This window comes from Pseudomonas sp. BF-B-15 (genome assembly GCF_019946675.1).
GTDB classification, from domain to species: Bacteria; Pseudomonadota; Gammaproteobacteria; order Pseudomonadales; family Pseudomonadaceae; genus Aquipseudomonas; species Aquipseudomonas migulae.
Window position 1 is genome coordinate 51,542 of record NZ_JAGYFZ010000006.1, and the last position, 12,096, is coordinate 63,637.

At 61.9% G+C, this 12,096-nt stretch carries 11 protein-coding genes; 5 read left to right on the forward strand and 6 right to left on the reverse strand.

The features are described 5' to 3' along the window. Positions 1-60 precede the first annotated feature (60 nt). From trkA to def, 4 genes are all read right to left on the reverse strand, one after another. Entirely contained in the window at positions 61-1,434 is a 1,374-nt protein-coding gene (gene trkA / locus KGA97_RS03510; RefSeq protein ID WP_008027578.1) for a Trk system potassium transporter TrkA, read from the reverse strand. Between the two features lie 22 nt (positions 1,435-1,456). Continuing rightward, a complete protein-coding gene (gene rsmB / locus KGA97_RS03515; RefSeq protein ID WP_008041465.1) occupies positions 1,457-2,767 on the reverse strand; it encodes a 16S rRNA (cytosine(967)-C(5))-methyltransferase RsmB in 1,311 nt (436 codons plus the stop codon). Beyond that, positions 2,764-3,723, reverse strand: coding sequence for a methionyl-tRNA formyltransferase (fmt, locus tag KGA97_RS03520; protein ID WP_008027581.1), 960 nt, complete (start codon positions 3,721-3,723; stop codon positions 2,764-2,766). The genes rsmB and fmt overlap by 4 nt, the downstream gene beginning before the upstream one ends. Before the next feature lie 71 nt (positions 3,724-3,794). Next, positions 3,795-4,301, reverse strand: coding sequence for a peptide deformylase (gene def / locus KGA97_RS03525; RefSeq protein ID WP_008027583.1), 507 nt, complete (start codon positions 4,299-4,301; stop codon positions 3,795-3,797). Positions 4,302-4,472: 171 nt separating this feature from the next. Here def and KGA97_RS03530 point away from each other — a divergent pair, with 171 nt between their 5' ends. From KGA97_RS03530 to KGA97_RS03540, 3 genes are all read left to right on the forward strand, one after another. After that, positions 4,473-5,498, forward strand: a complete 1,026-nt coding sequence (locus tag KGA97_RS03530; RefSeq protein ID WP_192417806.1) for a LysM peptidoglycan-binding domain-containing protein — start codon at positions 4,473-4,475, stop codon at positions 5,496-5,498. A gap of 80 nt (positions 5,499-5,578) precedes the next feature. After that, positions 5,579-6,679 (forward strand): DNA-processing protein DprA, encoded by a 1,101-nt coding sequence (gene dprA, locus KGA97_RS03535; protein WP_223480222.1) that lies wholly within the window; start codon positions 5,579-5,581, stop codon positions 6,677-6,679. 54 nt (positions 6,680-6,733) lie between these two features. Continuing rightward, entirely contained in the window at positions 6,734-7,291 is a 558-nt protein-coding gene (locus KGA97_RS03540) for an L-threonylcarbamoyladenylate synthase (protein WP_223480223.1), read from the forward strand. Positions 7,292-7,380: 89 nt separating this feature from the next. On the opposite strand, the gene KGA97_RS03545 is transcribed toward KGA97_RS03540, so the two are convergent. Continuing rightward, a complete protein-coding gene (locus tag KGA97_RS03545; protein WP_008027591.1) occupies positions 7,381-8,358 on the reverse strand; it encodes an NADPH:quinone reductase in 978 nt (325 codons plus the stop codon). Between the two features lie 180 nt (positions 8,359-8,538). Between KGA97_RS03545 and hemF the strand changes: the two genes are divergently transcribed. After that, positions 8,539-9,453 (forward strand): oxygen-dependent coproporphyrinogen oxidase, encoded by a 915-nt coding sequence (hemF, locus tag KGA97_RS03550; RefSeq protein WP_008027593.1) that lies wholly within the window; start codon positions 8,539-8,541, stop codon positions 9,451-9,453. Between the two features lie 9 nt (positions 9,454-9,462). Then, positions 9,463-10,284, forward strand: coding sequence for a shikimate dehydrogenase (gene aroE, locus KGA97_RS03555; RefSeq protein WP_207285005.1), 822 nt, complete (start codon positions 9,463-9,465; stop codon positions 10,282-10,284). A gap of 89 nt (positions 10,285-10,373) precedes the next feature. On the opposite strand, the gene KGA97_RS03560 is transcribed toward aroE, so the two are convergent. Further along, complete coding sequence (locus tag KGA97_RS03560) at positions 10,374-11,942, reverse strand: SulP family inorganic anion transporter (RefSeq protein ID WP_223480224.1); 1,569 nt, start codon at positions 11,940-11,942, stop codon at positions 10,374-10,376. Positions 11,943-12,096 lie beyond the last annotated feature (154 nt).

The following is a 12,096-nucleotide window of genomic DNA, read 5'->3' on the forward strand; positions in this document are numbered from 1 at the left end:
CCTACAGAGAATCGCGCAAAACCTGTAGGAGCGAGGCTTGCCCGCGAAGAGGCCTTCGGATCAGAAAAAACTCAGGCCAACATGGAACAACTTCTCCACATCCCGAATATGCTTCTTGTCCACAAGGAACAGAATCACATGGTCGCCCGCCGCGATCACCGTGTCATCGTGGGCAATGATCACCTCTTCATCACGAATGATCGCGCCAATCGTGGTGCCTGGCGGCAGACCGATGTTCTCGATGGCCTTGCCAATCACTTTGCTCGACTTCGCATCACCATGGGCAATCGCCTCGATGGCCTCCGCCGCACCACGGCGCAATGAATGCACGCTGACGATGTCGCCGCGCCGCACGTGGGCCAGCAAGGTGCCGATGGTCGCCAGTTGCGGGCTGATGGCGATGTCGATGTCGCCACCCTGGATCAAGTCGACGTAAGCCGGGTTGTTGATGATCGTCATCACCTTCTTCGCGCCCAGGCGCTTGGCCAGCAGCGACGACATGATGTTGGCTTCGTCGTCGTTCGTCAGCGCCAGGAAGATGTCGGCGTCGGCGATGTTCTCTTCCATCAGCAAATCGCGGTCGGAGGCACTGCCTTGCAGGACCACGGTGCTGTCGAGGGTGTCCGAGAGATGGCGGCAGCGGGCCGGGTTCATCTCGATGATCTTCACCTGATAACGACTTTCGATGGCCTCGGCCAGACGCTCACCGATCTGCCCGCCCCCGGCGATGACGATGCGCTTGTAGCTCTCATCGAGGCGGCGCATTTCGCTCATCACTGCGCGAATATTCGCCTTGGCGGCGATGAAAAATACTTCGTCGTCCGCTTCGATCACCGTATCGCCCTGAGGCAGGATCGGCCGGTCACGGCGGAAAATCGCGGCTACGCGAGTTTCGACATTCGGCATGTGTTCACGCAACTGACGCAGTTGCTGACCCACCAGCGGTCCGCCGTAGTACGCCTTCACCGCGACCAGCTGCGCTTTGCCTTCGGCGAAATCGATCACCTGCAACGCACCCGGATGCTGGATCAGGCGCTTGATGTAGTTGGTGACCACTTGTTCCGGGCTGATCAGCACATCCACCGGAATCGCTTCGTTATCGAACAGCTCGGAGCGCGTGAGGTACGCCGCTTCGCGTACCCGGGCGATTTTCGTCGGGGTGTGGAACAGGGTGTGGGCGACCTGGCAGGCGACCATGTTGGTTTCGTCACTGTTGGTCACCGCCACCAGCATGTCGGCATCGTCCGCGCCGGCCTGGCGCAGCACCGTCGGCAGCGAGCCGCGGCCTTGCACGGTGCGGATGTCCAGGCGATCGCCGAGGTCGCGCAGGCGTTCGCCATCGGTGTCGACCACGGTGATGTCGTTGGCCTCGCTGGCCAAGTGTTCCGCCAGCGAACCGCCGACCTGCCCTGCGCCGAGGATGATGATTTTCATCCAGTCACTCCCTTAAAACCGGTTAACCGCGCGCGGCGGCGATCTTGATCAGCTTGGCGTAATAGAACCCGTCGTGGCCGCCTTCCTGTGCCAGCAGCTGGCGACCGTGGGGCTGCTTGATGCCGGCCGTGGTGGCGAGGTCCAGCTCACGGGCGCCCGGCGTGCGGGCGAGGAAGGCTTCGATGACTTCGGTGTTCTCGGTCGGCAACGTGGAACAGGTGGCGTAAAGCAGAATCCCGCCCACCTCCAGAGTTATCCACATGGCATCCAGCAACTCGCCTTGCAGCACTGCCAGCGCGGCGATGTCATCCGGTTGGCGAGTCAGCTTGATGTCCGGGTGACGACGGATCACGCCGGTGGCCGAGCATGGCGCATCGAGCAGGATGCGTTGGAACGGTTTGCCATCCCACCAGGTGGCCGTGTCGCGGCCGTCGGCGGCAATCAGTTCGGCGCTCAGGCCCAGGCGTGCGAGGTTTTCTCGCACACGCACCAGACGCTTGGCTTCGAGGTCCACGGCGACGACGCCCGCCAGTGCGGGTTCGGCTTCGAGGATGTGGCAGGTCTTGCCGCCCGGAGCGCAGCAGGCGTCGAGCACCCGTTGGCCCGGCGCCAGGTCGAGCAGGTCGGCGGCCAGTTGCGCCGCTTCGTCCTGCACGCTGATCCAGCCTTCGGCGAAGCCTGGCAGGCTGCGTACGTCGGCGGCGGCGTCGAGAATGATGCCGTCCCGGCTGTAAACGCACGCCGTGGCGGCGATGCCCGCTTCGGTCAGCAGACCCAAGTAGGCATCGCGAGTGTGATGGCGACGGTTGACCCGCAAAATCATCGGCGGATGCGCGTTGTTCGCCGCGCAAATGGCTTCCCACTGCTCAGGCCAAAACGCTTTCAGGGATTTTTGCAGCCAGCGTGGGTGGGCGGTGCGCACCACGGGGTCGTGTTCCAGCTCGGCCAGCAGCGCTTCGCTTTCACGTTGGGCGCGGCGCAACACGGCGTTGAGCAAGGCTTTGGCCCACGGCTTCTTCAGCTTGTCGGCGCAACCGACGGTTTCGCCGATGGCGGCGTGAGCCGGGACGCGGGTGTAAAGCAGTTGATAGAGACCGACCAGCAGCAACGCCTCGACATCGGCGTCGGCAGCCTTGAACGGCTTCTGCAGCAACTTGGCCGCGAGCGCCGACAAACGCGGCTGCCAGCGCGCGGTGCCGAACGCCAGGTCCTGGGTGAAGCCGCGATCGCGGTCTTCGACCTTGTCCATTTGTGTCGGCAGCGAACTGTTGAGTGAGGCTTTTCCGTTGAGAACTGCAGCAAGTGCCTTGGCGGCGGCCAGACGTGGATTCATTGAGCGTCCGCCGTTTGACCGAGCACGGTGCCGACGGCGAATTTCTCACGACGGCTGTTGAACAAATCGCTGAAGTTCAGCGCCTTGCCGCCGGGCAATTGCAGGCGGGTCAGGCACAGCGCTTGCTCACCGCAAGCGACGATCAGGCCGTCCTTGCTGGCGCTGAGGATTTCACCTGGTGCGCCCTTGCCTTCGGCGAGGCTCGCGGCCAGCACTTTCAGCGCTTCACCATTCAACGTGCTGTGGGTGATCGGCCATGGATTGAAGGCGCGGACCAGACGTTCCAGCTCAATGGCCGGGCGGGTCCAGTCGATGCGCGCTTCGTCCTTGTTCAATTTGTGTGCGTAGGTGGCGAGGCTGTCGTCCTGCACTTCGCCTTCCAGCGTGCCGGCGGCGAGGCCGGCAATGGCTTGAATCACTGCCGGTGGGCCGAGTTCCGCCAAGCGGTCGTGGAGGCTGCCGCCGGTGTCTTCAGCGCTGATCGGCGTGGTGACCTTGAGCAGCATCGGCCCGGTGTCGAGGCCCAGTTCCATGCGCATCACGGTCACGCCGCTTTCGCTGTCGCCGGCTTCGACGGCGCGCTGGATCGGCGCCGCACCGCGCCAGCGTGGCAGCAACGACGCGTGGCTGTTGATGCAACCCAGGCGCGGAATATCCAGTACCACTTGCGGCAGGATCAGGCCGTAGGCGACCACCACCAGCAAGTCCGGTTTCAGCGCGGCCAGTTCGGCTTGAGCGTCTTCGTTGCGCAGGGTTGGCGGTTGCAGCACCGGGATGTTGTTTTCCAGGGCCAACTGCTTGACCGGGCTCGGCATCAGCTTTTGCCCGCGACCCGCCGGACGGTCCGGTTGGGTGTAGACCGCGACGATCTCGTAAGGGCTGTCGAGCAGGGCCTTGAGGTGTTCGGCGGCGAATTCCGGGGTGCCGGCAAAGACGATGCGCAGTGGCTCAGTCATGGGAAGCTCTCATTTACAAAGCAGTCGCAAAAGAAAAAGGCTTGCCGCAGCAAGCCTTTGAAAGGAGGGCATCAAGCGTTCTGGCGATGGAGCTTTTCCAGTTTCTTCTTGATTCGGTCACGTTTGAGATTCGACAGGTAGTCGACGAACAATTTGCCGTTGAGGTGGTCGCATTCATGCTGGATGCACACGGCGAGCAGGCCTTCGGCGATCAGTTCGTAAGGCTGGCCGTCGCGGTCCAGGGCCTTGACCTTGACCTTCTGCGGGCGATCGACGTTTTCGTAGAAACCCGGCACCGAGAGGCAGCCTTCCTGGTATTGCTCCATCTCGTCGGTCAGGGGCTCGAACTCGGGGTTGATGAACACCCGCGGTTCGGTGCGGTCTTCGGAGAGGTCCATCACGACGATACGTTTGTGCACGTTGACCTGGGTCGCGGCGAGGCCGATGCCTGGCGCTTCATACATTGTTTCAAACATATCATCGACCAACTGACGCACTTCGTCGTCCACTACGGCCACAGGTTTGGCGATAGTGCGCAGGCGCGAGTCGGGGAATTCGAGGATGTCTAAAATGGCCATAAGCTTGATTGCTGCACGTGTGAGGTAAAGTCGGGTCGATGGCCTGGCAGGTCCGAAGATGCAGGCTACCGTTGTGAAGCGTAGCTCCTTTTCTTTTAGGTAAAGAGTCGGGAGCGAGCCACGAGGGCTCTGGCGTTTCACGCGAACGCACATAATAAAGGGATTCACCGCATGAGGAAATCACTACTCGCCTTGCTCCTTCTGGCCTCGGCCGGTTTGGCGCATGGGCAAGTGCAACTCAAGGAAGGTTTTCCACAGCAATACACAGTGGCGGCGGGTGACACACTCTGGGACATCTCCGGGAAATTCCTCCGTGAGCCGTGGAAGTGGCCCGAGCTCTGGCAGGCCAATCCGCAGATCCAGAACCCCAATCTGATCTACCCCGGCGATTTGCTGTCGCTGGTCTACGTTGACGGGCAGCCGCGTCTGACCCTCAATCGCGGGGCTTCCCGTGGCACCATCAAGCTCTCGCCACGGGTGCACAGTTCGCCGGTGGCCGACGCCATCCCGAGCATTCCGTTGCAGTCGATCAACAGTTTTCTGCTGAGCAACCGCATCGTCGACAAGGTCGAGGATTTCGACAAGGCGCCTTACATCGTCGCCGGCGATGCCGAACGGGTGCTCAGCGGCACCGGCGACCGGATTTTCGCCCGCGGCCATTTCGATCCGAACCAGCCGGTCTACGGCATCTTCCGCCAAGGCAAGGTTTATACCGACCCCGAGAGCAAGGAGTTCCTGGGGATCAATGCCGACGACATCGGCGGCGGTGAAATTGTCGCTACCGAGGGTGATGTCGCGACGCTTGCACTGCAACGCACCACTCAGGAAGTTCGCCTCGGCGATCGCTTGTTCAGCGGCGAGGAACGATCGATCAACTCGACCTTCATGCCCAGTGCGCCAAAAAAACCGATCAACGGCCTGATCATTGACGTACCGCGCGGGGTTACCCAGATCGGCGCGATGGATGTCGTGACGCTGAACCGGGGCCAACGCGATGGTCTCGCCGAAGGCAACGTGTTGGTGGTGATGAAGACCGGCGAAACCGTGCGTGACCGGGTCTCCGGCCAGCCTCTGAAAATTCCCGATGAACGCGCCGGTTTGCTGATGGTGTTCCGCACCTACGACAAACTCAGTTACGGATTGGTGCTCACCGCATCGCGCTCCTTGGCGGTGATGGACAAGGTGCGAAATCCGTAAGCAGGCTCCACAAGTTACCAACAGAGTTATCCACAGCTTATTCCCGTTTGAACGGGGCTCATAACGATCAAGGATGATCCATGTCGCTGCCTGCTGTTACACCGGTTTCCACTGCGGAACTGGAAGCCCGTTTACGTCTGCATCGTTTGCCGGAGCTCGGTCCTGCACGTTTCAGGAAACTGCTCGAAGCCTTCGGCTCGGCGTCCAAAGCCATCAGCGCGCCGGCCAGTGCCTGGCGTTCGCTGGGCTTGCCGTTTGCTTGCGCCGAGGCTCGCCGGGCCGATGATGTCCGGGACGGCGCCAGCCACGCATTGGCCTGGCTAGACCGTCCCGGCCAGCATTTACTGATGTGGGACCAGCCTGACTACCCGGCATTGCTGGCGGAAATCAGCGACGCGCCGCCACTGCTATTCGTCGCGGGCGATCCGGGCATACTGGAAAAACCGCAATTGGCGATGGTCGGCAGTCGTCGCGCTTCCCGTCCAGGGATGGACACGGCCGCCGCGTTTTCGCGCAGTCTGGCTGGCGCCGGTTTTGTCATCACCAGCGGTCTGGCGCTGGGGATCGATGCCGCCGCGCATCAAGCCGCTCTGGACGTGGGCGGGCAAACGGTCGGCGTACTTGGCACGGGACTTGAAAAGTTTTATCCACAGCGCAACCGCAGGCTTGCCGATGCCATGATTGCGTCGGGCAGCGCGGTGCTTTCCGAGTTCCCGCTGGACGCCGGGCCTACGGCCAGCAACTTCCCGCGACGCAATCGAATCATCAGTGGTTTGTCCCTCGGCGTGCTGGTGGTCGAGGCCAGTGTCGCCAGCGGTTCCTTGATCACCGCGAGGCTGGCGGCGGAACAAGGTCGTGAGGTGTATGCGATTCCGGGATCGATCCATCATCCCGGCGCCAAGGGCTGTCATCAGCTGATTCGCGACGGTGCGATGCTGGTGGAAACCATCGAACATATCCTCGAAGCGTTGCGCGGCTGGCAGCAGTTGCCGTTAGCCATGCAGGCTCCGTCGGTAGCTCATCCGCTGTTGATGCTGCTGCACGCGGCGCCGCACACCAGTGAAGCGTTGTCCGTCTCCAGCGGCTGGGCGCTGCCCAAAGTGCTGGCGGCGCTGACGGAACTGGAAATGGACGGCCGGGCGGTCTGCGAAAGCGGGCGCTGGTTTGCGCGGGTGAGCTAGGTTTTATAAGGAACATCGGTAAACTGCGCAGAGCCTTATTCCGGAGAGTTTTTCATGGTCAACAGTTGGCGTGTGCAACAAGCCGCGCAAGCCATTCGCGCAGGGGCGGTGATTGCCTATCCAACCGAGGCGGTCTGGGGCCTGGGTTGCGACCCGTGGGACGAAGAAGCGGTCGAACGTCTGCTGATGCTCAAGGGCCGGTCGGTGGACAAGGGCCTGATTCTGATCGCCGACAACATCCGCCAGTTCGACTTCCTGTTCGAAGATTTCCCAGAGCTGTGGATGGACCGCATGGCCAGCACCTGGCCGGGGCCGAATACCTGGCTGGTGCCGCATCGGAATCAGTTGCCGCAGTGGATTACCGGCGTGCACGAAACGGTGGCGTTGCGGGTCAGCGATCACCCGTTGGTGCGGGATTTGTGTGCATTGGTCGGGCCGTTGGTGTCGACCTCGGCCAACCCGCAGGGCCGGCCGGCGGCGCGGACGCGGATTCGCGTGGAGCAGTATTTCCGTGGGCAGCTTGATTTGATTCTTGGCGGCAACCTCGGTGGGCGCAAGAATCCGAGCGTGATTCGCGATCTGGCGACCGGGAACGTCATTCGCCCGGGTTGAGACCGCGTCATCGTTCTTCGCGGGCAAGCCTCGCTCCTACAGGGATCGCATACAAACTGTAGGAGCGAGGCTTGCCCGCGAAGAGGCCCTCAAGGCAACAAAACAGTCGAACCTGTCGTCCGCCGTGCCGACAACTCGGTCTGCGCCTTCGCCGCGTCAGCCAGTGAATACTTCTGGCTGATCTCCACCTTCAGCTTCCCGCTGATGATCATCTCAAACAACTCATCCGCCATCCGCTGCAGGTTTTCAGCGTTGTTGGCATAAGTCGCCAGTGTTGGGCGGGTCACGTACAACGATCCCTTCGCCGACAAAATCCCCAGGTTTACGCCGTCCACCGCGCCCGAAGCGTTGCCAAAACTCACCACCAGGCCCCGAGGCGCTGTGCTATCCAGCGAAGTCAGCCAGGTGTCTTTGCCGACACCGTCGTACACCACCGGGACTTTTTTGCCGTCGGTCAATTCCAGTACGCGTTGTGCGACGTTCTCGTGGCTGTAGTCGATGGTCGCCCACGCACCGTTGGCCTTCGCCAACGCGGCTTTCTCCGGCGAGCTGACCGTGCCGATCAACTTCACGCCCAGCGCCTTGGCCCATTGGCAGGCCAGCGAACCGACACCCCCGGCAGCGGCGTGAAACAGAATGGTTTCGCCACCCTTGAGTTCATAGGTCTGACGCAACAGGTACTGCACGGTGAGGCCCTTGAGCATTACCCCGGCGGCTTGTTCAAAGCTGATCGCGTCCGGCAGGTGCACCAGATTGGCTTCCGGCAATACGTGAACCTCGCTGTAGGCGCCCAATGGGCCGCTGCCGTACGCCACGCGATCACCGACCTTGAAGCGGGTGACTTCGCTGCCCACTGCCTCGACCACGCCTGCACCTTCCGAACCCACGCCCGACGGCAAGGCGGGCGGCGCATAGAGGCCACTACGGAAATAGGTGTCGATGAAGTTCAGGCCGATGGCCTTGTTAGTGACGCGCACTTGCTGCGGGCCGGGCTCGGCCGGTTGGTAATCCACATACTCGAGCACTTCGGGGCCGCCATGGGCGCGGAACTGGATACGCTTTGCCATCAGAACTCTCCTTAGGTCTTCAGCTACTAGAGGTGTAGTGCCAAGCGCCCTATCGAACTCCCAAGCTTGATCCCCGTCAACTGTGGCGAGTCCATCTGCAATGTTATGCTACGCGCCCATTTGCGCCGGCCCCCGCTCCCATGGAGCGCCGCGTAGTTTTGCCCGATTCAAGGTGAAGACATGACGACCCGCACCGAGGCCGTAAAAGCCTACCTGCTCGACCTGCAAGACCGCATTTGCGCTGCCCTGGAAGCCGAAGACGGCGGCACGCAATTCGTCGAAGACGCCTGGACCCGGCCTGCCGGCGGTGGCGGTCGTACCCGCGTGATCGAGAACGGCGCGGTCATCGAAAAGGGCGGCGTCAACTTTTCCCACGTGTTTGGCAGCGGTCTCCCACCGTCCGCCAGCGCCCATCGACCTGAACTGGCCGGCCGTGGCTTTGAAGCCCTGGGCGTGTCGCTGGTGATTCACCCGCACAATCCGCATGTGCCGACTTCCCACGCCAACGTGCGCTTTTTCATTGCCGAAAAAGAAGGCGAAGAACCGGTCTGGTGGTTCGGCGGCGGCTTCGACCTGACCCCTTATTACGGCAACATCGATGACTGCGTGCACTGGCACCGCGTCGCCGAGCAGGCCTGCGCGCCGTTCGGTCCGGACGTCTATTCGCGCTACAAAGCCTGGTGCGACAGCTATTTCCACATCAAGCATCGCCACGAACCGCGCGGCATCGGCGGCCTGTTCTTCGATGATTTGAACGAGTGGGATTTCGACACCAGCTTCGCTTTCATGCGTGCCATCGGTGACGCTTACATCGACGCCTACTTGCCGATCGTGCAGCGCCGCAAAAATGATGCGTTCACTGCAAAACAGCGCGAATTCCAGGAATTCCGCCGTGGCCGTTACGTCGAGTTCAACCTGGTTTACGACCGTGGCACGCTGTTCGGCCTGCAATCGGGTGGGCGTACCGAGTCGATCCTCATGTCGTTGCCGCCGCAAGTTCGCTGGAGCTATGACTGGAAAGCCGAGCCCGGCAGCGAAGAAGCACGCCTGACCGAGTACTTCCTGCAAGACCGCGACTGGTTGGCCCAGGCCTGAGGATTTCTGATGGATCGTTACGTCGTATTCGGTAACCCGATTGGCCACAGCAAGTCGCCGTTGATCCATCGTCTGTTCGCCGAGCAGACCGCTCAGCAACTGGACTACAGCACTTCGCTGGCACCGCTCGACGATTTTTCCGACTTTGCCCGGGAGTTTTTCCTGGAAGGTCGCGGGGCGAACGTGACGGTGCCGTTCAAGGAAGAGGCGTTCCGTCTGGCCGACAGTGTGACGGCGCGAGCGCAGCGGGCTGGCGCGGTGAACACCCTGAGCAAGCTCGCCGATGGCACGCTGCTGGGCGACAACACCGATGGTGCCGGGCTGGTGCGGGACCTGACGGTCAACGCCGGTTTCAGCCTCAAGGGCAAACGCATCCTGCTGCTCGGCGCCGGCGGCGCAGTGCGCGGTGCGCTGGAGCCACTGCTGGCCGAGCAACCCGCCTCGGTGATCATCGCCAACCGCACGGTGGAAAAAGCCGAGCTGCTGGCAGAATTGTTCGCGGATCTGGGGCCGGTGTCGGCCAGTGGTTTCGACTGGTTGCGGGAATCGGTGGACCTGATCATCAACGCGACATCGGCCAGTTTGTCAGGCGATGTACCGCCGATTGCGGGCAGTCTGATCGAACCGGGCAAGACCGTTTGCTACGACATGATGTACGGCAAGGAACCGACCTCGTTCTGCCGTTGGGCTACGGCGCATGGCGCTGCCGTGTCGATGGATGGTTTGGGGATGCTGGCTGAGCAAGCGGCAGAAGCCTTCTTGCTGTGGCGTGGCGTACGCCCGGACACAACGCCGGTGCTGGCCGAACTGCGCCGCCAACTGGCGGCGTAGCCCTTGTAGGAGCGAGGCTTGCCCGCGAAGTTTTTGGCGTACTTAAGGACGCCTTCGCGGGCAAGCCTCGCTCCTACAGGGTTTGATGTTCAATCTTCGAAATGGATCGGACATTTCTCTGCGCCTTCGAGCTTTCGCAACTCTTCCACCACCGGCGGTCGCGCCCCGCGCAAGGTCAGGCTACGGTCCTGCTTGCGTAGTCGCCGCGCTTCCTGGTGCAGCATTTCCACACCCGAATAGTCGATGAAGTTGATCTGCTGCGCCTCGATCACCACCCGCGCCCCGTGCATGCGTTGCAGGCGCACTTGCAGGTAATGGCTGGCGCCGAAAAAGATCGAACCGCCGACCCGCAGAATGTCTTCATCGCCATCGCGCCAATGCTGCACCCGTGGTTGCGAGGTGCGCTTGAGGTAGAAAAACAACGACGCGAGCACGCCGGCATAGATCGCGGTCTGCAATTCCAGCAACAGCGTGGCGACACAGGTCAGCGCCATCACCATGAACTCGGCGCGGCTGACCCGCAGCAACGCGCGAATGCCGCGATGATCGACCAACCCCCAGGCGATCAGCAGGATGCTGCCAGCCATGGCCGGGATCGGAATATGCGCAATCAGGTTGGCGCCGAAGATCGCAAACAGCGCCACCCACAACGCGGAAAACACCCCCGCCATTGGCGAACAGGCACCCGCTTCGTAGCTGAGGCCGGAACGGGTGAAGGAACCGGCTGACAGCGAACCGGAAAAAAACGCACCGACCATGTTCGATAAACCCTGCGCGCGGACCTCCTGATTGGCATCGAGCAATTGCTGCGAGCGTGCCGACAAGGAACGGGCAATCGACAGGCTCGTCACCAGCCCGAGCATCCCCACCGCTACTGCGCTGGGCAGCAATCGCAAAATCATGTCCAGATCCAGTGGCAACGGGCTGAAGGGCGGCAGCCGCCCGACAAACGCGCTCACCAGGTTCACGTGGCCGAACATCGATGGCCACAGCCAAACCAGCAGCCCGGCGAGGATCAGGGTGATCAGCAGCGTCGGCCAGCGAGGCAGCAACCCTTTCAGGATTATGCCGACGACGACTGTTGCCAGTCCCAGCCCGAGCGAGGGTTTATCCACCGCATCGAGGTGCTGCAGCAGTATCAAAAAGCTGTCCAGAGCGGTGGCCTGGCTAGGCAAGTCCAGCCCCAGCAGGTTGGGCATTTGACCAATGGCAATCACCACGGCGGCGCCGAGGGTGAAGCCCAATACCACCGAGTGCGAGACAAAATTCACCAGTGCGCCGAACCGCAGCAAACCCAGTAGCCACTGGAAAATGCCGGCGAGCAGCGTCAGAAGCAGGATCAGCGTGATGTAGTCCTTGGACGCAGGGACGGCCAGAGGACTGACACTGGCGAACAGGACAATCGAAATGGCTGCCGTAGGCCCACAGATCAAATGCCACGATGAACCCCAGAGGCAGGCGATCAGCACCGGGATGATGGCGGCGTACAAGCCGTATTCCGGTGGGAGACCGGCGATCAGCGCGTAGGCAATGGATTGCGGCAACGCGAGAATGGCGCCGCTGAGACCGACGATCAGGTCACGGCCGACGCTGGCGCGGGTCTGCCGGGGCAACCACGTGAGGAAGGGGAAGAGTGAATGGCGGCTGGGGAAGGCCATGGGTCCTCTCGGTTGAAAATTTTGCGCAAGGGTATCAGGAGACGACGATCCTTCCCTTTGTAGGAGCGAGCGATGCGGCGATCCGACTTGCCCGCGAAGAACGTAACGCGGTTCTTTAGAAAAACCGCGTTATCGTTCTTCGCGGGCAAGCCTC